Raw genomic sequence first — 25,496 nt, 5'->3', positions numbered from 1 at the left:
AGCATGAGCTCTGGTGCCTTTTAAGGAGGTGAAAGTTGTGGAAGAGCGTAACGAACAAGTAGTTGAAGAAGCGAAAGAAACGCAAACTGAGGAATCTATTACAGCAGAAAACAGTGAAGAAACTGTAGTAGAAGAAAAAAGTGAAGCGGCTCTTTTACAAGAAAAAGTAGATGGATTGCAAGCGAAATTGACGGAAACGGAAGGTCGCACACTACGTCTACAAGCTGATTTTGAAAACTATAAGCGCCGTGTTCAACTGGATAAGCAAGCGGCTGAAAAATATAGATCGCAAAGCCTTGTGTCAGATATTTTGCCAGCTCTTGATAACTTTGAAAGAGCGATGCAAGTGGAAGCGAGCGACGAGCAGATGAAGTCCTTATTACAAGGGATGGAAATGGTATATCGTCAATTGCTAGAAGCGCTGACTAAAGAAGGTGTTGAAGCGATTGAAGCTGTTGGTAAACAGTTTGATCCGCATGAACATCAAGCTGTTATGCAAGTAGAAGACAGCGAGTTTGAATCAAATGCGGTTGTGGAAGAATTCCAAAAAGGTTATAAACTGAAAGACCGTGTGATTCGCCCATCAATGGTAAAAGTAAATCAATAATTTACATAAATGTAGGAGGTTTCGCCATGAGTAAAATTATCGGTATTGACTTAGGTACAACAAACTCTTGTGTAGCTGTTATGGAAGGTGGAGAACCAAAGGTTATTCCAAATCCAGAAGGGAACCGTACAACACCTTCTGTTGTAGCTTTCAAAAATGAAGAGCGTCAAGTTGGGGAAGTAGCGAAGCGTCAAGCGATTACAAACCCAAATACAATCATGTCTGTTAAACGTCATATGGGTACAGACTACAAAGTAGAAGTTGAAGGTAAAAACTACACACCTCAAGAAATTTCTGCAATCATTTTACAAAACTTAAAAGCTTCTGCTGAAGCGTACTTAGGTGAAACAGTAACGAAAGCTGTTATCACAGTGCCAGCATACTTCAACGATGCAGAACGCCAAGCAACAAAAGACGCTGGCCGTATTGCTGGTTTAGAAGTAGAACGTATTATTAATGAACCAACAGCAGCTGCGCTTGCTTACGGTTTAGAAAAACAAGACGAAGAACAAAAAGTTCTAGTATATGACTTAGGTGGCGGTACATTCGACGTATCTATTCTTGAGTTAGCAGATGGAACATTTGAAGTTATTTCAACTGCGGGTGACAACCGTCTTGGTGGTGACGACTTTGACCAAGTTATCATCGATCATTTAGTAGCTGAATTCAAAAAAGAAAATAACATTGATTTAAGCCAAGATAAAATGGCACTTCAACGTTTGAAAGATGCAGCTGAAAAAGCGAAAAAAGATCTTTCAGGTGTAACACAAACACAAATTTCATTACCATTCATTAGTGCTGGGGCTGCTGGTCCATTACACTTAGAATTAAACTTAACAAGAGCGAAATTCGAAGAACTTTCAGCTAACCTTGTTGAAAGAACATTAGAGCCAACTCGTCGTGCATTAAAAGATGCTGGTCTTTCTCCAAGTGAATTAGATAAAGTTATTCTTGTTGGTGGTTCTACTCGTATCCCAGCTGTACAAGAAGCAATTAAACGTGAAACTGGTAAAGAACCATATAAAGGCGTTAACCCTGATGAAGTTGTAGCGTTAGGTGCTGCAGTTCAGGGCGGTGTACTTACTGGTGATGTAAAAGGCGTTCTATTATTAGACGTAACTCCACTTTCTTTAGGTATCGAAACTATGGGTGGCGTATTCACGAAGTTAATCGAGCGTAACACAACAATTCCAACAAGTAAGTCACAAGTGTTCTCAACTGCTGCTGATAACCAGCCTGCAGTAGACATTCACGTATTGCAAGGTGAGCGTCCAATGTCAGCTGACAACAAAACACTAGGTCGCTTCCAATTAACAGATATCCCACCAGCACCACGTGGTATTCCGCAAATCGAAGTAACATTCGATATTGATGCGAACGGTATCGTAAATGTACGTGCAAAAGACTTAGGAACAAGTAAAGAACAAACAATTACAATCCAATCTTCTTCAGGTCTTTCTGATGAAGAAGTAGATCGTATGGTAAAAGAAGCTGAAGCAAATGCTGATGCTGACCAAAAGCGTAAGGAAGAAGTTGAACTTCGTAATGAAGCTGACCAACTTGTATTCCAAACAGATAAAGTTGTAAAAGATTTAGAAGGTAAAGTAGATGCAGCTGAGGTAGCGAAAGCAACAGAAGCAAAAGAAGCATTACAAGCAGCAATCGAGAAAAATGATCTTGATGAAATTCGTGCGAAAAAAGATGCACTTCAAGAAATCGTACAACAACTTACTGTAAAATTATATGAACAAGCTCAAGCAGCTGCTGGTGCTCAGCAAGCAGAAGGTACACAAGGTAACGCTAGTGCAAAAAATGACAACGTAGTTGACGCTGAGTTTGAAGAAGTAAAAGAAGATAAGTAATAAAGTAAAAAAACATAAGTAAGATGACAAAAAGTCAAAGTCAAGCGTGCCTTGGCTTTGGCTTTTTTCATGAATGAAGAAAGTGCTTCGGGCAGGTTAGCTCTTTCATATGAGAGTCTTAAGTTTTTCTTTTTGCATACTGTAAGTGAGGAAACTTTGTTGCAAAGCACTTTCTTTCGGTGTTAAAATTACGTTTATGTGAAAGATTCGGGGGTTACAAATTTATGAATAAAAGAGATTATTATGAGGTGCTCGGCCTTAGCAAGGGCGCTTCAAAAGATGAAATCAAAAAAGCATACCGTCGTTTGGCTAAAAAATATCATCCAGACGTAAGCAAAGAAGAAAATGCAATTGAAAAGTTTAAAGAAGTACAAGAAGCGTATGAAGTTTTAAGTGACGATCAGAAACGTGCGCAGTACGATCAATTTGGTCATGCTGATCCAAATCAGGGTTTTGGCGGCTTCGGCGGTGGAGACTTTGGTGGTGGATTCGGATTTGAAGACATTTTCAGCTCATTCTTTGGCGGAGGTGGCGGCAGACGCCGTGATCCAAATGCACCGCGTCAAGGTGCTGACTTGCAATATCAAGTTACTTTAAACTTTGAAGAAGCGATTTTTGGTAAGGAATTAAATGTTGAAATTCCAGTTGAAGACCCATGTGACACATGTCAAGGCGCTGGGGCGAAACCAGGAACTTCAAAAGAAACATGTAAACATTGTTCAGGAACAGGTCAAGTGAGCGTAGAACAAAATACACCATTTGGTCGTATTGTAAATCGTCAAGCGTGTAAACATTGTTCAGGAACAGGTCAAATGATTAAAGAGAAATGTACAACATGTCATGGCTCTGGAAAAGTACGTAAACGTAAAAAAATTAACGTTAAAATTCCAGCGGGTATTGATAATGGTCAACAAATCCGTGTGTCTGGTAAAGGTGAAGCGGGTGTAAACGGTGGGCCGGCTGGTGATTTATATGTTGTTGTTCATGTAAGAGACCATGAGTTCTTCGAGCGTGATGGCGATCATATTATTTGTGAAATGCCATTAACATTCACGCAAGTAGCGCTTGGTGCTGAAGTGGAAGTTCCAACTGTTCATGGAAAAGTGAAATTGAAAATACCAGCAGGAACGCAAACAGGAACGGAATTCCGCCTAAAAGGAAAAGGCGCTCCAAATGTACGTGGATATGGCCAAGGTGATCAATATGTAGTTGTTCGTGTTGTTGTACCAACGAAATTAACATCACATCAAAAAGAATTATTACGTGAATTTGCAGGACAAGAAGATCAAGATGATAGCCTATTTGGAAAGCTTAAACGAGCTTTTAAAGGGGAATAATGGAAATAAAAAATGGAGTTGGTAAATTGTGAAATGGTCAGAAATTAGTATTCATACAACAGAGGAAGCAGTAGAAGCTGTTTCTCATATTTTACACGAAGCAGGTGCTAGCGGTGTAGCGATTGAAGACCCGGCAGAGTTAACAAAAGAGCGTGAGCAACAGTATGGTGAAATTTATGCGCTCAATCCATCTGAATATCCAGAAGATGGTGTGTTAATAAAAGCATATTTCCCACAAACGGATTCTTTACATGAAACAGTTGCGAGTGTAAAATCATCTATTGATGTACTTCCATCTTTCGACATCGAAATTGGTACAGGAAATATTACGATTAATGAAGTCGATGAGGAAGACTGGGCTACTGCTTGGAAAAAATATTATCATCCAGTTCAAATTTCTGATACATTCACAATTGTGCCAACTTGGGAAGAATATATACCTTCTTCTCCAGATGAAAAAATTATTGAATTAGATCCAGGGATGGCATTTGGTACAGGGACACATCCAACAACAACGATGTGTATTCGTGCGTTAGAGAAAACAGTGCAGCCAGGTAATACCGTAATTGATGTTGGAACAGGTTCTGGTGTATTAAGTATTGCTGCAGCAAAATTAGGTGCAGCATCTGTTCAAGCGTATGATTTAGATCCAGTTGCAGTTGAAAGTGCGGAGATGAATGTTCGTTTAAATAAAACGGACGGTATCGTATCTGTCGGACAAAATAGTTTATTAGAAGGTATTGAAGGACCAGTAGATTTGATTGTAGCAAATTTACTTGCAGAAATTATTCTTCTATTCCCTGAAGACGCAGCGAGAGTTGTAAAACAGGGTGGACTATTTATTACATCTGGTATTATTGGAGCAAAAGAAAAAGTAATCTCTGAGGCGTTAGAAAAAGCGGGATTTACAATTGAAGAAGTGTTAAGAATGGAAGATTGGGTAGCAATCATTGCACGAAATGCGTAATATATAATTTATGTTAATAATGAACGAAAGAGTCTCTCGCTATATGAAGTGAGAGACTTGCCGTTTGTTATATTAAAATGATAACGTTTCGTTCTTTTCGTAAGGGAGGACTTACGAAAGGAACGAAACTTTACTAAGGTGATGAGATGCAACGTTATTTTGTAGAAGAGAAGTATGTAAATGATGCAAGTATTCGTATTGTAGGTGATGATGTACATCATATCGCAAGAGTGATGCGCATGTCAGTTGGTGATCACATTTATTGCTGTGTAAACGGTAAAACAGCAATGTGTACAATTGCTGAAATTACCAGTGAATTTGTGGATAGTGCTATTGTAGAATGGGTAGAGACGTCAAGTGAACTGCCAGTGTTCGTGACGATTGCAAGTGGACTGCCAAAAGGAGACAAGCTAGAGTTAATTTTTCAAAAAGGAACTGAGCTTGGGGCGGCCGCATTTTTACCATTTCAAGCATCTCGTTCTATTGTAAAATGGGATGCAAAAAAAGCAGATAAAAAAGTTGAACGCTTGAAAAAAATTGTGAAAGAAGCTGCAGAGCAATCGCATAGAAGTGAAATTCCAGCTGTACATGCTCCGGCATCATTTAAACAATTGCTTGCGATGAGCAGTGATTATGATGTTTGTCTTGTTGCGTATGAAGAGGAAGCAAAGCAAGGCGAAAAAGCTAATTTTGCGAAGGCTTTAACGGCACTTGAACGTGGTCAAAAACTGTTGGTTGTATTTGGCCCAGAAGGTGGTTTATCTGAGGAAGAAATTTCTGCGCTTCGTGAACATAAGTTTATACCATGTAGTTTAGGGCCGAGGATTTTACGAACAGAAACGGCGCCGCTTTATGCGTTAAGTGCCGCTTCTTATCATTTTGAATTGATGGGGTGATGATCAATGGCAACTGTTGCGTTTCACACGTTAGGTTGTAAAGTAAACCACTATGAAACAGAAGCAATTTGGCAATTGTTTAAACAAGGTGGTTATGAAAGAACTGAATATGAAAAGAAAGCTGATGTGTATGTAATCAATACATGTACAGTAACAAATACTGGAGACAAAAAAAGCCGTCAAGTTATTCGACGTGCTGTACGTCAAAATCCAGACGCTGTTATTTGTGTAACAGGATGTTACGCACAAACATCTCCAGCGGAAATTATGGCGATTCCAGGCGTAGATATCGTTGTTGGTACGCAAGATCGTGAGAAAATGCTAGGGTATATTGAAGAGTTCCGTAAAGAACGTCAACCAATCAATGCTGTCCGTAACATTATGAAAACACGTGTATATGAAGAGCTTGATGTACCGTATTTCACTGACCGTACACGTGCATCTTTAAAAATACAAGAAGGTTGTAATAATTTCTGTACGTTCTGTATTATTCCTTGGGCACGTGGTTTAATGCGTTCTCGTGATGGAAAAGAAGTTATTCACCAAGCGCAGCAATTAGTGGATGCAGGTTATAAAGAAATCGTCTTAACTGGTATTCACACAGGTGGATATGGGGAAGACATGAAAAACTACAATTTAGCTGGATTGCTTCGCGATATGGAAGCAGAGGTAAGTGGCTTGAAACGTCTTCGTATTTCTTCAATTGAAGCGAGTCAAATTTCAGATGAAGTAATTGAAGTATTAGATAAATCTGAAGTAGTTGTCCGTCATTTGCACATTCCACTACAATCAGGTTCTAACACTGTATTAAAACGTATGCGCCGTAAGTATACGATGGAATTTTTCCAAGAGCGTTTAGATCGCTTGAAAGAAGCGTTACCAGGCCTTGCGATTACATCCGATGTAATTGTTGGCTTCCCTGGTGAAACGGAAGAAGAATTTATGGAAACATACAATTTCATTAAAGAAAACCGTTTCTCTGAATTGCACGTGTTCCCTTATTCAAAACGTACAGGAACACCTGCGGCTCGTATGGATGACCAAATTCCTGAAGAAGTAAAAAATGATCGTGTTCATCGTTTAATTGAATTATCGAATCAGTTAGCGAAAGAATACGCATCTCAATTTGAAGGTGAAGTTCTTGAGATTATTCCAGAAGAGCCTTTCAAAGACGGCGATCGTGAAGGATTATATGTAGGTTATACAGATAACTATTTAAAAGTTGTGTTTGAAGGATCTGAAGAATTAATCGGCAAACTAGTAAAAGTGAAAATTACAAAAGCTGGTTACCCATATAACGAAGCGCAATTTGTTCGTGTTCTTGAAGATGATGTGAAAAAAGAATCAGCAAGTGCGTAAGAGAAAAGCATGCAAACGAAAAGGGTTTGCATGCTTTTTTCTTTGCTGGAGAAGTTAAGATATGAAGTTGTAATATTTCATGCTATAATGCTAACCGTTATGGTTGTCAGACAACCGTGTAGTGAAGAAAGGGGCATATGAAAAATGAACTATGCAAAGTTAATTGACCACACATTATTAAAACCGGATACAAAAAAATCAGCGATTGTTACATTATGTGAGGAAGCAAAGAAACATGACTTCGCGTCTGTATGTGTAAACCCTACTTGGGTTGAAACTGCAGCAGAATTATTAAAAGGTACAGATGTAAAAGTTTGTACAGTAATCGGTTTCCCTCTTGGAGCAAATACACCAGAAACAAAAGCGTTTGAAACGCAAGATGCAATTGCAAAAGGTGCAACAGAAGTTGATATGGTAATTAATATTGGTGCATTAAAAGATAAAAATGATGAATTAGTAGAGCGCGACGTTCGTGCGGTTGTAGAAGCTGCAAAAGGAAAAGCGCTTGTAAAAATTATTATTGAAACATGCTTATTAACAGAAGAAGAAAAAGTTCGTGCTTGTGAATTATCTGTAAAAGCAGGTGTAGATTTTGTAAAAACATCGACTGGCTTCTCAACGGGCGGGGCAACAGTAGAAGATGTAGCACTAATGAGAAAAACAGTTGGGCCAGAAATCGGTGTGAAAGCTTCTGGTGGTGTTCGTAACGGAGAAGATATGGACGCGATGGTAGAAGCGGGAGCAACACGTATTGGTACAAGTGCTGGTGTTGCACTAGTAAGTGGGAAAACAACAACAACGGATTATTAATTTAAAAGCGGAGCCGACTGTTTAGTCCTATCTGATAAGCTTGTTATCTTCTTGTATGGAAGGTAAAAGAAACGAATCCATCTAGCTATTATAGCTAGATGGATTGAATTGTTCAAAAAATAAAATATACATTAGCTGTAATGTATGATTTGAACAAATTTAGATAGAAGAAGGGCATCTACTCTTCTTTTATTCTGTCAAATAGTTGACCTGAAGTAACAAAATGTATTATAATCGTAAAAGACATGCTGAAGAAGTGTTTCTTTTTGCATGCTGAAGTTAGTATGTAAGTGTGATGTTTCGGAGGGAGGGAAAGAGAATGTCAAAAACAGTCGTTCGTAAAAACGAGTCTTTGGAGGATGCACTTCGCCGTTTTAAAAGATCGGTTTCTAAAACTGGTACACTTGCTGAAGCAAGAAAGCGCGAGTTTTATGAAAAACCAAGTGTAAAACGTAAGAAGAAGTCTGAAGCGGCAAGAAAGCGTAAATTCTAAGAGAGGGTGTAAGTTATGAGTCTTCTCGGTCGTTTAAACGATGATATGAAACAAGCGATGAAGAATAAACAAAAAGAAAAATTAACCGTTATTCGTATGGTTAAGGCTGCTTTGCAAAATGAAGGAATTAAACTGCAACATACTCTTACTGAAGAAGAGGAATTAACAGTTTTAACTCGTGAAGTAAAACAGCATAAGGACTCCCTCCTTGAATTTAAAAAAGCGGGTCGTGATGACCTTGTTGATAAACTGCAAAATGAAATTCAGATTTTAAATACGTATTTACCTGAACAACTAACAGAAGAAGAGCTAGTGAATGTAGTTAAGCAAGTTATTTCTGAAGTTGGTGCTGCTTCTAAGGCAGATATGGGTAAAGTGATGAGTGCTGTTATGCCGAAAGTAAAAGGTAAAGCAGACGGATCACAAGTGAATAAGCTGGTTGCACAGCTATTAGCATAAAAAAGCGTCTCATGAGAAATGAGACGTTTTTTTATGCTTTTTTCTTTTTGGACGTGATATTACAAGCTCTTTTTTCATACATATGGGATGAGAGGGGGGTCTTGGAGATGAAGAAATTAGTGCAAATGAAAAATTGGCTAACCAAGCAAATAGACCTACCAGTGGATGTACTAATGGATCTACCTCGTATTACCCTTGTCGGGCAAGTACATATTTATATAGAAAATCATCGAGGGTTATTAGTATTTACAGATAAAGAAGTGCGGTTGTTATTAAAACATGGTCAACTATTAATAAAAGGGCAATCGTTTGTTATTAAAACAATTCTTCCAGAAGAGCTTTTGCTTGAAGGGATTATTGAACAAGTAACGTTTTTAGAAAATGAGAAGAAAGATAAATTATAATGAAACTTCCATTAGTGAAGTTTTTCTTCTTATTTCGTTTGATACGAGCTATTTGAATGTTAAAAGCTGAAGAAAGCACTACGAAAATAGTGGCGTAACATTTGTGCTTTTGAGAAAGGTAGTGGGACGGACGATGAAAAATCAATGGTTCACACGATGGCTTGGGTATGTGAAGGTTCGAATTGAAGGTAGAGGAGCGGAGCGTTTTATTAATGAATGTGTGCGCAGAAATTTAGTCGTATGGGATGTAAAGAAGATTGCAGAAGATACATTAGTATTTTGTATGTTGCTTCGTGATGTGAAGCGACTGAGACCGATCTATCGAAAAAATGAATGTAAGCTATACTTTATTGGACGTTTGGGTTTTCCGTTTTGGAATAAGCGTTTGCTTAAGAATAGTGGTTTTTTAATCGGTTTTCTTATCTTTTTTTTCGGTATGATTGCTTTATCAAATATGGTCTGGAAAATCGAGATTACAGGGGCAAAACCGGAAACGGAATATATTCTTATAAAAGAATTGGATAAAATGGGCATTAAAAAAGGAAGACTGCAATTTCAAATGCCGAATGTAGAAGATGTTCAGCGTCATTTGACAGATAATATTAATGCGATTACATGGGCTGGCCTAGAGATAAAGGGGACAACATATCATTTTAAAATTGTTGAAAAAAATGAGCCGGAGAAGGAGAAAGAGCAAAAACCACAAAATTTAGTTGCCAAAAAAGAGGCAATCATTACAAAAACATTTGTGGAAACTGGAAAACCAGTTGTAATGAAAAATGATTATGTGCAAAAGGGACAACTTCTTGTGTCAGGGATGTTTGGAAAAGAGGATAATCCAACGATTGTTTCTGCTAAAGGAATTGTATATGGAGAAACGTGGTATGAATCTGAAGTGACAGTTCCTTTAAAAACAACATTTCAAGTGTATACAGGAAATTCATATAATGAGCATTATCTTCGTCTTGGAAGTGTTAAAATAAAAATATGGGGATTTCAGCATGATAAGTATAAGCGGTCTCGTACTGAAAATGTCAAACATGATGTGAAACTGTTTGGTTTTATATTGCCTATTTCCTATGAAAGGGAAATTGTGCGTGAAGAGGAAGAAGCGAATCGTGAATATACAGAAAAACAAGCAATGCGAGTAGCGAAAGAAATGGCTGAAAAAGAACTAAAGAAAAAATTGGATGAACATGCTATGATTGTAAGTGATAAGATTTTGCACAACGAGGTTGAGGCGAATCATCTAAGAGTAACATTACATTATACAGTGATTGAAAATATTGCAGAGCCACAACCGATATCTGAATCCGATATTCAAGGAGACTGAGTAATGGCAGAACAATTAATAGAAATGAATCAACAAGTGGAAAATCCTAATGAAGCAATTGCTCTATTTGGAGTAAATGATGCACATTTAAAAGTAATTGAACGAGAACTTGCCGTATCTATCGTAACGCGAGGTGAATCTGTTCGTGTATCTGGAACAGATGAAACCGTGGCGCTTGTTGAAAAAATTTTACAGCAATTACTTGCTGTTATTCGTAAAGGTGTATCAATCTCGGAACGAGATGTTGCATATGCAATTCAGCTTGGCCGTCAAGGGAAAATAACTCATTTTGAAGAGCTATATGAAGAGGAGATCTTTAAAACAGCAAAAGGTAAATCCATCCGTGTGAAAACAATGGGGCAAAGACAGTACATTCATGCGATGAAGAAGAATGATATTGTATTTGGAATAGGGCCTGCTGGTACAGGGAAGACATATTTAGCTGTGGTAATGGCTGTACGAGCATTAAAGCAAGGGTATGTAAAAAAGATTATTTTAACAAGACCAGCTGTAGAAGCAGGGGAAAGCTTAGGTTTTTTACCAGGTGATTTAAAAGAAAAGGTAGACCCTTATTTACGTCCTTTATACGATGCGCTTCATGATATTCTTGGGCAAGAATATACACAGCGTATGCTAGAGAGAGGAACGATTGAAATTGCACCTCTTGCATATATGAGGGGACGTACGCTGGATGATTCTTTCGTTATTTTAGATGAAGCTCAAAATACAACTGGTGCTCAAATTAAAATGTTTTTAACTCGCCTAGGTTTTAGTTCGAAAATGGTTGTTACTGGCGATCCGTCGCAGGTTGATTTACCGCAGGGGGTAAAGTCGGGACTTTCAATTGCTGCGAATGTTCTATCAGGTGTATCAGGGATTTCATTTGTTAAATTAGAGCAATCGGACGTTGTAAGACATCCCCTTGTGCAGCGGATTATCGAGGCATATGATAAAATGGAATGATCCTATTTGTAAGGATCATTTCTTTTTGTATGGTAGAGATAGATGAAAGGGTTGGCGAATAGCCTATTTTTTACTATCATTAAAGGGTGGACAAGTAGATTCATTTACTTGTGAATGTGCAGTGCAATGTAGAAGCCTGCTTATAAAAAGCCCGATTGGTGGGGGTTAATCATTGGTGGGGATAAAAAACTCCCGTTGATTAAAGATTCACTTTATGTCTGGAGAGGAGAAGGTATTGAAATCATGTCAAGATCTCAAGAAATTTCTAGGTGGTTTCGTAACATACAACATTCGAAAAAATTAAGCTGGATTTCTTATATTTTATTAGGAGCGGTACTGTTTTTTGCACTCATGAACAATGTGAAACCAGAGCAACTAGATGTTAAAATGCTCTCTATTTCGAAACAAACAATCCACTCTCCTATCAAAATCGAAGATAAAGTAACGACGGATAGAAAGAAGAGAGAAGCTGCTCAAAAGGTAGAGGACCAATATACATATCGAAGTGAATACAAGCAAAATAAAGTAGATATTGTAAACTCTGTCTTTTTAGCGATAGAAGAAGTGGAAGCTGACACGAAGGCTGCTGGTCCTGATGAACAGAAAAGGATTTCTGCTGCAGAACGATTGGAGAAATTAAAGAAGAAATTGCCTACAGATTTAACAAAAAGTTTATCTGATTCTGTGTTGTTACAGTTTGTAAATGCTGGACCAGATCAATTGTCATTAGCAAGAGATGCTATGGTAACAGCGATTAATAATATTATGAGTACTCACATTAAAATGAATGAAGAAAATGATGCGAGAGAACGATTTGTCAATGAAATACGCAATGTTAATGTGAATAGCGATTTAAAAGACGCACTTAACGTACTTGGGAAATATGCAATTGAAGCAAATTATTTCTATGATTCAACTGCTACAAAAGACCGGAAAAAAGTAGCGGAAGATGCAGTTGCGCCAGTTTATATTCTTCAAGGGCAAATTCTTGTGAAGGAAGGCGACACGATTACAAGAGAAGTATACGATCAATTGAAATTAGTTGGGCTTCTTGAACAAGGAAATACATTTCAGCCATTTGTAGGATTAGCAATCATTATTGGTGTACTCCTATTCTTTATGCATAAGCAATTTGAATCGTTTTTAAAATTGAAAAGAGAAGAAAAACCATATATTTTAGCTTATACAACAATTGTAGCGATTACAGTCGTTTTGATGAAAATCATTAGTTTGTTTCAAAAGTTGGAATATGCCGGTATCGCATATGTTGTTCCGGTCGCGATGGGAACAATACTAGTAAAATTAATGATTGGTGATCGTTTTGTTTTTATAACAAGTATGATCTTCTCTGTATGTGGGAGTATTATGTTTAATGAAGGTGTAACGAGTACACTGAATTATAGTGTAGGTATTTATGTTTTATTAAGCTCGTTATCGGTTAGTATCTTTTTGAGAGAGAAAAATCGACGTTCGATGATCTTACAAGCGGGCATCCTTGTTTCTGTTCTAAATGTAGTTGTATTAGCTGCGCTATTACTTTTGCGTAATGGAAACTTCTCGCCGCTTGAAATTGGTTCACAATTATTAATGGCTGCTGCTTCTGGTATCATCTCATCCATTTTAGCTATGGGGATTTTACCGTATTTAGAAAGTGGTCTTGGAATTGTATCAAGTATGAAGCTTATGGAGCTTTCAAGCCCGAATCATCCGCTCCTTCGTAAAATTTTACTAGAAGCACCGGGAACATATCATCATAGCGTTATGGTTGCTAACCTTTCTGAGGCAGCTTGTGAGGCTGTTGGAGCAAATGGAGTTTTAGCACGTGTTGGTGCGTATTATCACGATATTGGGAAAACAGTGCAGCCTCATTTCTTTATAGAAAACCAAATGGGGATTGAAAACCCGCATGATAAATTAGATCCTGAAATGAGCAGAGATATTATTATTGCTCATGTGACAAATGGAGTAAAAATGTTAGAAGAACACCATATTCCGCAAGAAATTATTGATATTGCAGGACAGCATCATGGAACGACATTACTTAAATATTTTTACTATAAAGCGATTAAAGAAGATAAAGAGAGATATACAGAAAAAATGTTCCGTTATCCAGGATCAAAAGCGACGTCAAAAGAGTCTGCAATTGTTGGGATTGCGGATAGCGTCGAAGCAGCAGTGCGTTCTATGAACCATCCGACACCAGAACAAATTAATAATTTAGTACAAAGTATTATAAAAGATCGTTTGCAGGATGGACAATTTAGTGAATGTAATTTGACATTTAAAGAATTACAAATTGTTGGGAAAACTTTATGTGAAACGTTAAATGGTATTTTTCATTCTCGTATTAAATATCCGGAACCGCCGGAAGAAAAGGGGACAGAATGAGTTTATTAATAGATTTTTTTGATGAAACAGAAGAAGTGAAAGAAGAATATGTGAATATGATTTGCGATTTGCTAGAGCAAGCTGCACGAATGGAGAACGTAGAAGATGGAACAGAGCTTTCTGTTACATTTGTTGATAATGAACGTATTCAAGAAATTAATCGTGATTATCGCGACAAAGATCAACCGACAGACGTTATTTCTTTTGCAATGGAGGATATGGGAGAAGGAGAGATGGAGATCGTTGGCGCGGAAATGCCGCGTATGCTAGGAGATCTTATTATTTCTATTCCAAGAGCGAAAGAACAGGCTGAAGAATATGGGCATTCCTTTGATCGTGAATTAGGATTTTTAGCGTTGCATGGATTCTTGCATTTACTTGGTTATGATCATATGACAGATGAAGACGAAAAAGAAATGTTTGGAAAGCAAAAAGAAATTTTAGAGGCGTTCGGATTAGGTAGATGAAAAAAGGAAAACTTATAAATAGTTTTGGATATGCTATAGCTGGTATATACTTTTGTCTTCGTCACGAACGAAATATGAAAATTCATTTTTTGGCCGCAGTTATTGTTATATGCTGCGGCTTTTATTTCCGTGTAACGAGAACGGAATGGCTCATATTACTCATTACAATTGGAATTGTCATGGGTTTGGAAATGGTCAATACGGCAGTTGAAAAAACAGTTGATTTAGTCACAGCGGATTTTAAACCATTTGCGAAAATTGCAAAGGATGTTGCTGCTGGTGCAGTGCTATTATTTACTGTTATAGCTGTTATAATTGGTGCTATTATCTTTTTACCTTATATGGTATAGTTGCATTCCAAAGCTTTTGTTATGCTTTGGTAGCGTTAAGAACGCCGTTAATGAAAGTTTCATTTTATCTTTTCACAATTGTGAATGGAAAGGATGCGAGAGCATGAACAGCAAAGAATTAATTCAAGAAGCAATCGAAGCGCGTAAACAAGCGTATGTACCATATTCTAAGTTTCAAGTAGGTGCAGCATTATTAACGGAAGATGGAAAAGTATACCGAGGATGTAATGTTGAAAATGCATCATATGGATTATGTAATTGTGCAGAAAGAACAGCTTTATTCAAAGCAGTTTCTGAAGGAGATAAAGCATTTGTAGCCATTGCGGTAGTAGCGGATACGAAGCGTCCAGTACCTCCTTGTGGAGCGTGCCGTCAAGTTATGATAGAATTATGTAAACAGGATACGAAAGTATACTTATCAAATTTACATGGTGACGTTCAGGAGACAACAGTTGGAGAATTGTTACCAGGAGCATTTTTAGCGGAGGATTTACATGAATAGAAAAGGTTATAAATCAGGTTTTGTCTCTATAATTGGAAGACCAAATGTTGGAAAGTCTACATTTTTAAATCGAATTATCGGTCAAAAAATTGCAATTATGAGCGACAAACCACAAACAACTCGTAATAAAATTCAAGGTGTATACACAGAAAATGATTCACAAGTTATCTTTATTGATACGCCAGGAATACATAAGCCGAAGCATAAATTAGGCGATTTTATGGTGAAAATGGCACAAACGACATTAAAAGAAGTTGACATTGTATTATTTATGGTCAATGCTGCTGAAGGTTTTGGTCGTGGTGAAGAGTTTATTATCGAAAAATTACAAGAAACAAAGCAACCGGTATTTCTAGTAATCAATAAAATTGACCAAGTTCATCCGGAACAATTGCTGGAATTAATTGATCAATATCGTAAGTTACATGAATTTGCAGAAATTGTTCCGATTTCTGCATTGGATGGTAATAATGTTGAGGCGTTAATCGGTGCGATTAAAAAATATTTACCTGAAGGACCACAATACTATCCAGACAACCAAGTAACGGATCATCCAGAGCGATTTATTATTGCTGAGCTTATTCGTGAAAAGGTACTTCATTTAACACGTGAGGAAGTACCACATTCGGTAGCGGTTGTGATTGATGCGATTCAAAAGCGTGAAGGTGGAGCGGTCTATGTGAATGCGACAATTATTGTAGAGCGTCCATCGCAAAAAGGAATTATTATCGGAAAACAAGGGAAGATGCTGAAAGAAGTTGGAAAGCGAGCTCGCTTTGATATTGAAGCACTTCTTGGTTCAAAAGTATTCTTAGAAGTGTGGGTGAAAGTACAAAAAGATTGGCGTAATAAAATGTCGCAACTTCGCGATCTTGGTTTCCGTGAAGATGAGTATTAATAGAAATTAGGAAAATTTTTCTCACATGAAAATGGACAAAATGGGTCATTTTAATAACAACAAAAGAAATTGGTTTATATGCTACGCTTACTGAGAAAGGTGGATTCTTATGCTAGATTTTACCTGGAAGTTTTTCTCCAAAACAGGAAGCATTGAAACGTATTTGCTTTTGAAAGAAATGGAAAAAGACGTAAACGATGAGATGGATCAACATGAAGAGGAGCTAGCGCATCTAGATTCTCCAATTTCTTGACCCGTTTTGTTCAAACCTTGGATGGTGACAAACATGTTTCAAAAAGTTGAGGGAATTGTCATCCGGACAACAGATTACGGAGAAACGAATAAAATTGTTACGATATTCTCCCGTGAGCTTGGAAAGGTAAGTGCAATGGCAAGAGGGGCGAAAAAACCGAAAAGTAGGTTAGCATCTATTTCGCAACTTATGATGCACGGTCACTTTCTGATTCAAATGGGGTCTGGACTTGGGACTTTGCAACAAGGTGAAATAATTTCATCTATGAAAGAAATTCGTGAAGATATATTTTTAACTGCTTATGCATCATTTATCGTGGAATTGACCGATAAAGCAACTGAAGATAAGAAACATAATCCGTATTTATTTGAAATGTTACATCAAACGTTGCACTATATGTGTGAGGGTGTTGATGCTGAAGTATTGTCTTTAATTTATCAAACGAAAATGCTCCCAGTACTAGGGATGCATCCATACTTTGATACATGTGCAATTTGTCACCAAGAAGCAGATTTTGTCGCCTTCTCTGTCCGAGAAGGCGGTTTTCTGTGCTCGCGTCATGCGCAGCAAGATCCATACCGTATTCCGGTGGGAGAGGCTGTTCATAAATTGCTACGTCTCTTTTATCATTTTGATTTAGCTCGCCTTGGTAATGTATCTGTTAAGGATGGAACGAAGCGGCAAATACGTACAGTATTAAATACATATTATGATGAATATTGCGGAATCTATTTGAAATCAAGGCGTTTTCTTGAACAACTTGATAAATTTCAAATATAATGAGGACCATATATAGGTCCTTTTTACATACTTTCTTTTTCAAAAAGCATATTTAGTATATAATATTTAAGAGATAGTATAACTTTTTTCGTTTTGCATTGAAGGTGGTGATTATCATAGAACTGAATAAACGGCAAGAACATATCATTCAGATTGTAAAAGATCACGGTCCTATTACAGGGGAATCAATTGCGGCACAATTAAATTTAACACGTGCAACATTAAGACCTGACTTAGCGATTTTAACGATGGCAGGTTATTTAGAAGCACGTCCACGTGTCGGTTATTTTTATACAGGGAAAACTGGGGGACAGTTATTATCAGAAGCTGTTAAGAAAGTTAAGGTACAAGATTATCAATCTAGACCGGTTGTAATTGATAAAAATATTTCCGTATACGATGCGATTTGTACCATGTTTTTAGAAGATGTTGGTACTTTATTTGTTGTAGATCAAGCGACGCTTCTAGTTGGGGTAGTTTCTCGTAAAGATTTATTACGTGCAAGCTTAGGAAAGCAGGATTTAACATCGCTTCCGGTTAATATTATCATGACAAGGATGCCAAACATCGCAATGTGCCGTAGAGAGGATTCTCTATATGATGTTGCGATGGAATTAATAGAAAGACAGATTGATGCTGTACCAGTGGTAAAAGACACGAAACAAGGGTTAGAAGTTGTTGGTCGAATTACAAAAACAAATATTACGCGTGCGTTTGTAAATTTAGTAAACAATGAATAAGTGTAATTTGTTTAAAGTGAGGTAATGTAATGGATAATAAAATCGTATATGTCGTATCTGACTCTGTTGGAGAGACGGCTGATTTAGTTGTTCGAGCTGCAATGGGACAGTTTCCATTTGCTCCTGATATTAGACGTGTACCGTATGTGGAAGATACAGGGACATTAAAAGAGGTAATTTCAATTGCGAAAAGTAATCGAGCGCTTATTTGCTTTACGTTAGTAAAACCAGAAATGCGTCAGTATTTGTTAGCAGAAGCGGCAAAAGAGGGTGTAGAGGCATATGACATTATCGGGCCTCTTATCGATCAAATCGAAGAGATTACAGGACAAGTTCCAAGGTATGAACCTGGTGTTGTTCGTAGATTAGATGAAGAATATTTTAAAAAGATTGAAGCAATTGAGTTTGCTGTTAAATATGATGATGGTAGAGATGCACGTGGGATTTTAAAAGCTGATATCGTTTTAATTGGGATATCACGTACATCAAAGACGCCACTTTCACAATATTTAGCTCATAATAAACGATTGAAGGTTGCGAACGTACCACTTGTACCAGAAGTGGATCCGCCTGAAGAATTATATCAAGTTGCAAAAGAGAAATGTTTCGGTTTGAAAATTACACCGGATAAGTTAAATCACATTCGAAAAGAACGATTAAAATCACTTGGGTTAAGTGATGGAGCAACATATGCGAACATCAATCGTATTAAAGAAGAAATTGATCATTTTGAGAAGGTAGTAAGTAAAATAAACTGTCAAGTTATTGATGTGTCAAATAAGGCAATTGAGGAAACAGCGAATATTATTGTGAATGCAGTGCAAAACCAAAAAATGTTTTAGCACATTTACCAAGGGTGAATGTGCTTTTTTCGCTCAAGATAAAGAAAAACTTTAATCAGTGGAGTTCTTCATCCTTTACTATTTGGGCTTTTACGGGTAGGTTGTCCCCCGCTTAACCTTTTACTTTAATCTGAATTTTGAAATGGGAGTATTACTGCCCGTGAATAGTCGGATAAAATTTTAAAGGATATGTAGCGAAGTTAGAGAAAATATATTATAATAAAAAATTGTGATAAAAAGGTACATTTTACGTTTAGACTTTAATTTTTCAGAATAAACTAGGGATAGGATTTACGGAAAAGGTATGCATTTACGTAAAATCGACAAAAATCTAGACAAGAAAACGCACATTATGGAAGGATTCACAGAAGGGATGTAGAATACAGAAATATGCAAAACATCAGTAAGATTCTAGTTGATGCAGATGCATGTCCTGTGAAGGATGAAATTGTGTAATCCGGAATGAAATTCCATGTCGAAATTTTGTTTGTCGCATCCTACGCCCATCGTTCGAGAAAACAGCAAGGGAATTGGATATATGTGGATTCTGAGCAAGATGAGGTGGATTTTTATATCTATAAACACGCCAAAGCTTCAGATCTCGTAATTACACAGGATATGGGACTTGCTGGTCTTCTTGTAAAAAAAGGGAGTATATGTATTATCTCCACGAGGTACATTTGTGACTGATGAGCAAATGGATACAATTTTATATAGTAGGTATGTATCTGCGAAGTTACGCAGACAAGGGACCTACACAAAAGGTCCAAAAGCATTTTCAACCCATGATCGACAATGCTTTTTAATAAATTTAGAAAAAATATTGTCGAATTATAAAGGAATCCTTTAATTTGTATCGAATACAAAATACGACACGGAGATGGAGTTATGGGGAACAGAATTCCCGAAGAAGTTGTTGAACAGATTCGGACATCATCTGATATTGTAGAAGTGATTGGTGAGTATGTTCAGCTCAGAAAGCAAGGGCGCAATTATTTTGGGCTTTGTCCATTCCACGGTGAGAATTCACCTTCATTTTCTGTTTCATTAGACAAGCAAATTTTTCATTGCTTCGGATGTGGAGAGGGAGGAAATGTTTTTTCATTTCTCATGAAGATGGAAGGGCTCTCTTTCATAGAAGCTGTGCAAAAGCTAGGAGAAAGAAATAATATTTCGGTTGTAGATTATACATCAGGACAAGATCAACAAGAGAACATATCTGATGACAGTGTCATTATGTTACAGGCTCACGAACTTTTGAAAAAATACTATCACCATCTTTTAGTAAATACTGAAGAGGGAAATGTAGCTCTTTCTTATTTACTAAATCGAGGTATTACAAAAGAGATGATTGCAAAGTTTGAAATTGGTTATGCATCTCCAGGTTGGGATGCAGCAGCGAAAATATTACAAAAAAGAGGTTTTTCGTTATCGACCATGGAGCAAGCTGGCTTGCTTGTGCGGAGTGAAAGGGATGGCAGTCACCATGACCGTTTTCGCGGAAGGGTTATGTTTCCCATTCACACACTACAAGGAAAAGTCGCAGCGTTTAGTGGAAGGGCGTTGGGGGATGATACTCCGAAATACTTAAACAGCCCAGAAACACCTATTTTTTACAAAAGCAAATTGCTGTATAACTTCCATCAAGCAAGACCGTTTATCAGAAAACGAGGGCAAGTTGTTCTATTTGAAGGATATGCTGATGTATTAGCTGCTGTAAAAAGCGGAATTGAAGAATCAGTTGCGACGATGGGAACAGCTTTAACAGAAGAACAGGCAAAACTTCTGCGGCGTAATGTTGAAACTGTTGTTCTTTGCTATGATGGTGATAAAGCAGGACGAGAAGCGACGATGAAAGCAGGACAATTGTTATCGCAAGTTGGTTGTCATGTGAAGGTTACTTCATTGCCAGATAAGCTTGATCCTGATGAATATGTGCAACAATATGGAACAGCGGCGTTTGAAAATCTTGTAAAGGCTAGTATAAGTTTTGTTGGATTCAAAATAAATTACTTGCGTTTAGGGAAAAATTTGCAAGATGAGTCTGGTAAAGAAGAATATGTGAAAAGTGTTTTAAAAGAGCTAGCATTATTGCAAGATGCAATGCAAGCGGAGTCGTATTTAAAATCATTATCGCAAGAATTTTCTTACTCAATGGAAACACTTTTAGGTCAATTGCACCAATATCGCAAAGAACAAAAGATACAGCAAAAACAAACGAAACAAATTTCTAAGTCGCCTCAAATTGTTCAGGCAAAACCGAAATTTTCAGGTTTTGAAAGGGCAGAAAGAGAGCTCATTTACCATATGTTACAAAGTGCCGAAGTTGCTTTCCGTATTGAACCTCATATAGAAGATTTTCATACGGAAGAACATAAAGGGATTTTATATGAACTATATGCATATTATGAAAAGGGAAATGAACCTTCAGTCGGGAATTTCTTGAGCTGGCTCTCTGATGAGAAATTGAAAAATATTATCACCAATATTTCAACGGATGAATTCATTAATCCAGAATACAGTGATGAAATATTGCAAGGTCACTTAGAGGCGCTAAGCCGCCACAAGCAAAAGCTTAAAAAGATGGAAACCATTTTTGCATTAAAGCAAATGGAAAAAACAGATCCAGTAGAAGCTGCAAAATTTTATGTAGCATATTTACAAAATCAGAAAGCAAGAAGATAGCTTTTTGTATAAAATTTTATTATAATGAATGTTTGTATCTCGCGTAAGGAGGGGAACAGATGGCTGATAAACCAGCTCGTTCTAAACAAATTGAAACTGATATGACTCTTGAGCAAGTGAAAGAACAACTCACTGAGCTTGGAAAAAAACGTGGCGTTCTTACATATGAAGAGATTGCAGAACGCATGAATGGATTTGAAATTGAATCTGATCAAATGGATGAATATTATGAATATTTAGGTGAACAAGGGATTGATTTAGTTGGCGACAACGATGAAGGTCCGAATAATCACCAAATCACAAAGACAGAAGAAGAATTCGATTTAAATGATTTAAGTGTGCCACCAGGTGTGAAAATCAATGACCCTGTTCGCATGTATTTAAAAGAAATCGGCCGTGTGGATCTACTATCTGCTGAAGAAGAAATTCGACTTGCAACCCGCATTGAAGAAGGTGATGAAGAAGCGAAGCGCCGTCTTGCGGAAGCGAATTTACGTCTTGTTGTAAGTATTGCAAAACGATATGTAGGCCGTGGTATGCTCTTCTTAGACTTAATCCAAGAAGGAAACATGGGTTTAATTAAAGCTGTTGAAAAGTTCGATTATCGTAAAGGTTTTAAATTCAGTACGTATGCAACTTGGTGGATTCGTCAAGCGATTACACGTGCCATTGCAGACCAAGCGAGAACAATTCGTATTCCCGTTCATATGGTTGAAACAATTAATAAATTAATTCGTGTACAGCGTCAATTATTACAAGATTTAGGACGTGAACCATCTCCAGAAGAAATTGGAGAAGAAATGGATCTTGCTCCAGAAAAAGTACGCGAAATCTTAAAGATTGCACAGGAGCCAGTTTCTCTTGAAACACCAATTGGTGAAGAGGATGACTCACATTTAGGCGATTTTATTGAAGACCAAGAAGCAACATCACCTGCGGACCATGCAGCGTATGAATTGCTAAAAGAACAATTAGAAGATGTGTTAGATACACTAACAGATCGTGAAGAAAATGTTCTACGTCTTCGTTTCGGTTTAGATGATGGACGAACTCGTACGCTTGAAGAAGTTGGGAAAGTATTCGGCGTAACGAGAGAGCGTATTCGTCAAATTGAAGCAAAAGCGCTTCGTAAATTAAGACATCCAAGCCGTAGCAAACGTTTAAAAGATTTCTTAGAATAGGGTTTTTAAGTTTACTTCACATTTGTGAAGTAAACTTTTTTATTTTGTTAATTTTTGTTAAAATTTAGCTGTCAGTAACGATTACAATTCTTGTAATTTATTTTACAGAATTGTCTTTTGATTTGCAAATGCTCATTTTTCGATTTTTCGATTAATTTCGTTTATTCTATACAAAAATATATGTAGAAAAACAAAAAATATGATGAGAAGCGTTGATATTTATCAAAATAATATGGGATAAAAGGAAGAGAATCAATAAACTGAATTTATGGAATATTTTTAGCAACTGATAGTTTTGTCTTTTCTGATAGAACGTTTTCAAGTACAATGGAAGTGACTGAATCATCTAACTATTCGGGGGTGTAGAGGGGGGAGAAGAGATATGAAACGTAATCCGTTGATTCCATTCGCTCTTATTGCAGCACTGGGCATTATCATTATGTTTGTATTTTCATTTCAGGGGTTACATAAATCTAAAGAGCTTGCTGATGCAAAAAATGGTGGGAAACCAGCGCAAACGGCATCGAAACCAGAAGATATTGTGAAACAAAGTTGTACGAGCTGTCATGGTGATCAGTTGCAAGGTGCAGTAGGGCCTAACTTACAAAAAGTTGGTGGGAAACTTTCCAAAGATGAAATTAAGGAAGTGCTTACAAAAGGGAAAGGAAATATGCCAGCGAATATAATCCCAGCAGATCAGGCTTCTAAAGTAGCTGATTGGTTATCAAAGAAAAAATAAAGTGAACCTTTAATCCGTGAGAATTGTATGATTCGCATGTAGTGGAATACGACCGATAAAACAAGTTCTTTGCTTATAGCAGGGAGCTTGTTTTTTCTTTCAATCTAAAATACGATGAAATAAATGAATTGTTTTTTTTCTTTACTTGCAACAACTACGGTAAATTCATTATCATGGAGACAGACTGACAAGAGAAGGAGTAATGGAAATAAATGAATGAAGTGAAGCTTTCAAAAAGATTAGAAGAAGTAGTGCGGGAGATTCCAGTAGGATCTACAGTTGCAGATATTGGTTCCGACCATGCGTATTTACCGTGCTATACAATCATAAATAATATTGCTACAAAGGCAGTAGCGGGAGAAGTGGTAGATGGGCCATTCCGTTCTGCACAGGCTACAGTAGCTGAGAGTGGCCTACAAGAAAAGGTAGATGTTCGTAAAGGAAATGGCTTAGCTGTTATTACACCAGGAGAAGTCGATGTTATTACAATTGCTGGTATGGGCGGAGCGCTAATTCGTGATATTTTAGAGAATGGAAAAGAAAAGCTAAATGGTGTAATACGTTTAATTTTACAGCCTAATATTGCTGCACATCATATTCGTGAATGGTTTATTGAAAATGGTTGGGAACTTATTCATGAAAAAATTATAAAAGAAGATGGAAAGATTTATGAGATTTTAGTTGGGGAAAAAGGAGAACCGCTAACTCCTTATCATGAAAACAAACAAGCAGAGTTATTTATTGGACCATTTTTGATGAAGGAAAAAAGTGATGCGTTTGTAGAGAAATGGGAAAATGAACTGAAAAACTTTCAAAATATCCTGAAGCAAATAGAGCGTGCGACAGAATCAGAAGATACAAAGGCAAAACGAATTGAAGTAGTCGAGAAAATGAAAATGATAGAGGAGGTTTTATCATGAGTAAAATTCCAAATGGGCATGAAGTGATTTCTTTATTTGAAAGTATGTATCCGAAGCATTTAGCGATGGAAGGCGATAAAATTGGTTTGCAGATTGGTGCACTCAATAAGCCAGTCCAGCATGTATTGATTGCACTAGATGTTACAGAAGCGGTTGTAGAAGAAGCGATTCAAATAGGTGCGAATGTAATTATTGCTCATCACCCGCTTATTTTTAATCCGCTAAAAGCAATCCATACAGATAAGGCGTATGGTCGAATTATTGAAACGTGTATCAAAAACGATATCGCTGTTTATGCAGCGCATACAAATGTCGATGTAGCAAAAGGCGGAGTGAACGACTTGCTTGCTGAGGCGCTGGGATTACAAAATACAGAAGTGCTTGTTCCGACATACTCGGAAGAAATGAAAAAGATTGTTGTATGTGTGCCTGCAACGCATGCTGAAGAAGTTCGCAAAGCTCTTGGGGATGCTGGCGCTGGTTATATCGGTAACTATAGCCATTGTACGTTTAATAGTGAAGGAATAGGTACATTTATGCCTGGGGAGGGGACAAACCCTTATATAGGCGAAACTGGGCAGTTAGAGCGTGTAGAAGAGGTAAAGATTGAAACGATTATCCCAGCCCCACTAGAGCGAAAAGTAGTAAAAGCGATGTTAACAGCACATCCATATGAAGAAGTTGCCTACGATGTATACCCCCTTGATAATAAGGGAGAAACGTTAGGACTTGGTAAAATTGGATATTTGCAAGAAGAAATGACATTAGGCGAGTTTGCTGAACATGTGAAATCGGCATTAGATGTAAAAGGTGCGCGAGTTGTTGGGAATTTAGACGATAAAGTGCGGAAAGTAGCAGTGCTTGGCGGTGATGGGAATAAATATATTACGCAAGCGAAATTTAAAGGGGCAGATGTGTATGTGACGGGCGATATGTATTATCATGTTGCACATGATGCGATGATGCTCGGATTAAATATTGTGGATCCAGGACATAATGTTGAAAAAGTAATGAAACAAGGTGTGCAAAAGCAATTACAGCAAAAAGTAGATGAGAAAAAATTTGCTGTGCAAATTCATGCTTCTCAGTTACATACAGATCCGTTTACTTTTGTATAAGCTCTAAAAAGAAAAATTATAAAATCTTTCTTTTTAGATGGAAGAGAGCATCCGGCTATGCATAGAAGTGGTCAGAGCCTTTTTTTGCCCCATGCCAAGTGAAAACAAAGAGAAAAAAGAATATAGGTAATTTTTTTGTTCTT

General features: G+C 37.3%; 26 protein-coding genes and 1 pseudogene. All 27 read left to right on the top strand.

The features are described 5' to 3' along the window. The first annotated feature begins 37 nt into the window (after positions 1–37). The 27 genes and pseudogenes from grpE to C564_RS0114720 all read left to right on the top strand — a co-directional run bounded on the left by grpE (position 38) and on the right by C564_RS0114720 (position 25,353). Complete coding sequence (gene grpE / locus C564_RS0114850) at positions 38–607, top strand: nucleotide exchange factor GrpE (protein ID WP_018765852.1); 570 nt, start codon at positions 38–40, stop codon at positions 605–607. Positions 608–633: 26 nt separating this feature from the next. After that, the gene (gene dnaK / locus C564_RS0114845) at positions 634–2,469 is read left to right on the top strand and encodes a chaperone protein DnaK (protein ID WP_003200627.1); all 1,836 of its coding nucleotides are present in this window, start codon (positions 634–636) and stop codon (positions 2,467–2,469) included. 224 nt (positions 2,470–2,693) lie between these two features. Continuing rightward, entirely contained in the window at positions 2,694–3,806 is a 1,113-nt protein-coding gene (dnaJ, locus tag C564_RS0114840) for a chaperone protein DnaJ (RefSeq protein ID WP_003200629.1), read from the top strand. Positions 3,807–3,834: 28 nt separating this feature from the next. After that, on the top strand, positions 3,835–4,773 hold the full coding sequence (gene prmA, locus C564_RS0114835; protein WP_006095985.1) for a 50S ribosomal protein L11 methyltransferase: 939 nt from the start codon (positions 3,835–3,837) through the stop codon (positions 4,771–4,773). Positions 4,774–4,919: 146 nt separating this feature from the next. Further along, a complete protein-coding gene (locus tag C564_RS0114830; RefSeq protein ID WP_018765851.1) occupies positions 4,920–5,669 on the top strand; it encodes a 16S rRNA (uracil(1498)-N(3))-methyltransferase in 750 nt (249 codons plus the stop codon). 6 nt (positions 5,670–5,675) lie between these two features. Then, positions 5,676–7,028: a tRNA (N(6)-L-threonylcarbamoyladenosine(37)-C(2))-methylthiotransferase MtaB gene (gene mtaB, locus C564_RS0114825; protein WP_018765850.1), complete on the top strand. Its 1,353-nt coding sequence runs from the start codon at positions 5,676–5,678 to the stop codon at positions 7,026–7,028. A gap of 144 nt (positions 7,029–7,172) precedes the next feature. Continuing rightward, positions 7,173–7,838 (top strand): deoxyribose-phosphate aldolase, encoded by a 666-nt coding sequence (gene deoC / locus C564_RS0114820; RefSeq protein ID WP_018765849.1) that lies wholly within the window; start codon positions 7,173–7,175, stop codon positions 7,836–7,838. 319 nt (positions 7,839–8,157) lie between these two features. After that, positions 8,158–8,331 carry a 30S ribosomal protein S21 gene (rpsU, locus tag C564_RS0114815; protein ID WP_000048061.1) on the top strand — a complete coding sequence of 58 codons (174 nt, stop codon included), beginning with the start codon at positions 8,158–8,160 and terminating at the stop codon, positions 8,329–8,331. Positions 8,332–8,346: 15 nt separating this feature from the next. Beyond that, positions 8,347–8,790, top strand: coding sequence for a GatB/YqeY domain-containing protein (locus tag C564_RS0114810; protein WP_003200639.1), 444 nt, complete (start codon positions 8,347–8,349; stop codon positions 8,788–8,790). Between the two features lie 107 nt (positions 8,791–8,897). After that, a complete protein-coding gene (yqfC, locus tag C564_RS0114805) occupies positions 8,898–9,194 on the top strand; it encodes a sporulation protein YqfC (protein WP_003200641.1) in 297 nt (98 codons plus the stop codon). A 133-nt stretch (positions 9,195–9,327) separates the two neighbouring features. Beyond that, the gene (gene yqfD, locus C564_RS0114800; RefSeq protein ID WP_018765848.1) at positions 9,328–10,527 is read left to right on the top strand and encodes a sporulation protein YqfD; all 1,200 of its coding nucleotides are present in this window, start codon (positions 9,328–9,330) and stop codon (positions 10,525–10,527) included. A gap of 3 nt (positions 10,528–10,530) precedes the next feature. After that, on the top strand, positions 10,531–11,490 hold the full coding sequence (locus C564_RS0114795) for a PhoH family protein (RefSeq protein WP_018765847.1): 960 nt from the start codon (positions 10,531–10,533) through the stop codon (positions 11,488–11,490). A gap of 243 nt (positions 11,491–11,733) precedes the next feature. Next, positions 11,734–13,878 carry an HD family phosphohydrolase gene (locus C564_RS0114790; RefSeq protein WP_026008575.1) on the top strand — a complete coding sequence of 715 codons (2,145 nt, stop codon included), beginning with the start codon at positions 11,734–11,736 and terminating at the stop codon, positions 13,876–13,878. Continuing rightward, positions 13,875–14,345, top strand: a complete 471-nt coding sequence (gene ybeY / locus C564_RS0114785) for an rRNA maturation RNase YbeY (RefSeq protein WP_018765846.1) — start codon at positions 13,875–13,877, stop codon at positions 14,343–14,345. The genes C564_RS0114790 and ybeY overlap by 4 nt, the downstream gene beginning before the upstream one ends. Next, complete coding sequence (locus C564_RS0114780; protein ID WP_016132046.1) at positions 14,342–14,695, top strand: diacylglycerol kinase family protein; 354 nt, start codon at positions 14,342–14,344, stop codon at positions 14,693–14,695. Before ybeY ends, C564_RS0114780 begins: the two co-directional genes overlap by 4 nt. Before the next feature lie 103 nt (positions 14,696–14,798). After that, positions 14,799–15,197, top strand: a complete 399-nt coding sequence (locus C564_RS0114775) for a cytidine deaminase (protein ID WP_003200655.1) — start codon at positions 14,799–14,801, stop codon at positions 15,195–15,197. Further along, on the top strand, positions 15,190–16,095 hold the full coding sequence (gene era, locus C564_RS0114770) for a GTPase Era (RefSeq protein WP_018765845.1): 906 nt from the start codon (positions 15,190–15,192) through the stop codon (positions 16,093–16,095). Before C564_RS0114775 ends, era begins: the two co-directional genes overlap by 8 nt. A gap of 109 nt (positions 16,096–16,204) precedes the next feature. After that, complete coding sequence (locus tag C564_RS34780) at positions 16,205–16,348, top strand: YqzL family protein (RefSeq protein ID WP_000883924.1); 144 nt, start codon at positions 16,205–16,207, stop codon at positions 16,346–16,348. Between the two features lie 33 nt (positions 16,349–16,381). Next, positions 16,382–17,128: a DNA repair protein RecO gene (recO, locus tag C564_RS0114760; RefSeq protein WP_016116361.1), complete on the top strand. Its 747-nt coding sequence runs from the start codon at positions 16,382–16,384 to the stop codon at positions 17,126–17,128. A 107-nt stretch (positions 17,129–17,235) separates the two neighbouring features. Then, positions 17,236–17,868 (top strand): helix-turn-helix transcriptional regulator, encoded by a 633-nt coding sequence (locus tag C564_RS0114755; protein WP_026008574.1) that lies wholly within the window; start codon positions 17,236–17,238, stop codon positions 17,866–17,868. Positions 17,869–17,897: 29 nt separating this feature from the next. Beyond that, a complete protein-coding gene (locus C564_RS0114750; RefSeq protein WP_003200663.1) occupies positions 17,898–18,710 on the top strand; it encodes a pyruvate, water dikinase regulatory protein in 813 nt (270 codons plus the stop codon). Between the two features lie 462 nt (positions 18,711–19,172). After that, positions 19,173–19,560, top strand: a pseudogene (locus C564_RS33520) (YaiI/YqxD family protein). A 38-nt stretch (positions 19,561–19,598) separates the two neighbouring features. After that, positions 19,599–21,395 carry a DNA primase gene (dnaG, locus tag C564_RS0114740; protein ID WP_018765844.1) on the top strand — a complete coding sequence of 599 codons (1,797 nt, stop codon included), beginning with the start codon at positions 19,599–19,601 and terminating at the stop codon, positions 21,393–21,395. Positions 21,396–21,454: 59 nt separating this feature from the next. Further along, complete coding sequence (rpoD, locus tag C564_RS0114735) at positions 21,455–22,576, top strand: RNA polymerase sigma factor RpoD (RefSeq protein WP_003200669.1); 1,122 nt, start codon at positions 21,455–21,457, stop codon at positions 22,574–22,576. A 382-nt stretch (positions 22,577–22,958) separates the two neighbouring features. Continuing rightward, the gene (cccA, locus tag C564_RS0114730) at positions 22,959–23,315 is read left to right on the top strand and encodes a cytochrome c550 (RefSeq protein WP_003200671.1); all 357 of its coding nucleotides are present in this window, start codon (positions 22,959–22,961) and stop codon (positions 23,313–23,315) included. A 212-nt stretch (positions 23,316–23,527) separates the two neighbouring features. Then, positions 23,528–24,235, top strand: coding sequence for a tRNA (adenine(22)-N(1))-methyltransferase (locus C564_RS0114725; RefSeq protein ID WP_006095998.1), 708 nt, complete (start codon positions 23,528–23,530; stop codon positions 24,233–24,235). Continuing rightward, positions 24,232–25,353 carry a Nif3-like dinuclear metal center hexameric protein gene (locus tag C564_RS0114720; protein ID WP_018765843.1) on the top strand — a complete coding sequence of 374 codons (1,122 nt, stop codon included), beginning with the start codon at positions 24,232–24,234 and terminating at the stop codon, positions 25,351–25,353. The genes C564_RS0114725 and C564_RS0114720 overlap by 4 nt, the downstream gene beginning before the upstream one ends. Positions 25,354–25,496 lie beyond the last annotated feature (143 nt).

It is taken from the genome of Bacillus sp. 105MF, assembly GCF_000374885.1.
GTDB classification, from domain to species: Bacteria; Bacillota; Bacilli; order Bacillales; family Bacillaceae_G; genus Bacillus_A; species Bacillus_A pseudomycoides.
Note: the sequence above shows the minus strand (reverse complement) of the source record. Positions and strands in the feature narration are given on the sequence as shown.

What these genes read in the sequence shown, in the direction of transcription:
- C564_RS0114725 (WP_006095998.1), top strand. Translation starts at nt 23,528, where the DNA reads ATGAATGAAGTGAAGCTTTCAAAAAGATTAGAAGAAGTAGTGCGGGAG.
- era (WP_018765845.1), top strand. Translation starts at nt 15,190, where the DNA reads ATGAATAGAAAAGGTTATAAATCAGGTTTTGTCTCTATAATTGGAAGA.
- C564_RS0114830 (WP_018765851.1), top strand. Translation starts at nt 4,920, where the DNA reads ATGCAACGTTATTTTGTAGAAGAGAAGTATGTAAATGATGCAAGTATT.
- mtaB (WP_018765850.1), top strand. Translation starts at nt 5,676, where the DNA reads ATGGCAACTGTTGCGTTTCACACGTTAGGTTGTAAAGTAAACCACTAT.
- yqfD (WP_018765848.1), top strand. Translation starts at nt 9,328, where the DNA reads ATGAAAAATCAATGGTTCACACGATGGCTTGGGTATGTGAAGGTTCGA.
- C564_RS0114720 (WP_018765843.1), top strand. Translation starts at nt 24,232, where the DNA reads ATGAGTAAAATTCCAAATGGGCATGAAGTGATTTCTTTATTTGAAAGT.
- deoC (WP_018765849.1), top strand. Translation starts at nt 7,173, where the DNA reads ATGAACTATGCAAAGTTAATTGACCACACATTATTAAAACCGGATACA.
- ybeY (WP_018765846.1), top strand. Translation starts at nt 13,875, where the DNA reads ATGAGTTTATTAATAGATTTTTTTGATGAAACAGAAGAAGTGAAAGAA.
- dnaK (WP_003200627.1), top strand. Translation starts at nt 634, where the DNA reads ATGAGTAAAATTATCGGTATTGACTTAGGTACAACAAACTCTTGTGTA.
- C564_RS0114790 (WP_026008575.1), top strand. Translation starts at nt 11,734, where the DNA reads ATGTCAAGATCTCAAGAAATTTCTAGGTGGTTTCGTAACATACAACAT.
- dnaJ (WP_003200629.1), top strand. Translation starts at nt 2,694, where the DNA reads ATGAATAAAAGAGATTATTATGAGGTGCTCGGCCTTAGCAAGGGCGCT.
- C564_RS0114780 (WP_016132046.1), top strand. Translation starts at nt 14,342, where the DNA reads ATGAAAAAAGGAAAACTTATAAATAGTTTTGGATATGCTATAGCTGGT.
- yqfC (WP_003200641.1), top strand. Translation starts at nt 8,898, where the DNA reads ATGAAGAAATTAGTGCAAATGAAAAATTGGCTAACCAAGCAAATAGAC.
- cccA (WP_003200671.1), top strand. Translation starts at nt 22,959, where the DNA reads ATGAAACGTAATCCGTTGATTCCATTCGCTCTTATTGCAGCACTGGGC.
- rpoD (WP_003200669.1), top strand. Translation starts at nt 21,455, where the DNA reads ATGGCTGATAAACCAGCTCGTTCTAAACAAATTGAAACTGATATGACT.
- C564_RS34780 (WP_000883924.1), top strand. Translation starts at nt 16,205, where the DNA reads ATGCTAGATTTTACCTGGAAGTTTTTCTCCAAAACAGGAAGCATTGAA.
- rpsU (WP_000048061.1), top strand. Translation starts at nt 8,158, where the DNA reads ATGTCAAAAACAGTCGTTCGTAAAAACGAGTCTTTGGAGGATGCACTT.
- C564_RS0114775 (WP_003200655.1), top strand. Translation starts at nt 14,799, where the DNA reads ATGAACAGCAAAGAATTAATTCAAGAAGCAATCGAAGCGCGTAAACAA.
- C564_RS0114750 (WP_003200663.1), top strand. Translation starts at nt 17,898, where the DNA reads ATGGATAATAAAATCGTATATGTCGTATCTGACTCTGTTGGAGAGACG.
- C564_RS0114810 (WP_003200639.1), top strand. Translation starts at nt 8,347, where the DNA reads ATGAGTCTTCTCGGTCGTTTAAACGATGATATGAAACAAGCGATGAAG.
- dnaG (WP_018765844.1), top strand. Translation starts at nt 19,599, where the DNA reads ATGGGGAACAGAATTCCCGAAGAAGTTGTTGAACAGATTCGGACATCA.
- recO (WP_016116361.1), top strand. Translation starts at nt 16,382, where the DNA reads ATGTTTCAAAAAGTTGAGGGAATTGTCATCCGGACAACAGATTACGGA.
- C564_RS0114795 (WP_018765847.1), top strand. Translation starts at nt 10,531, where the DNA reads ATGGCAGAACAATTAATAGAAATGAATCAACAAGTGGAAAATCCTAAT.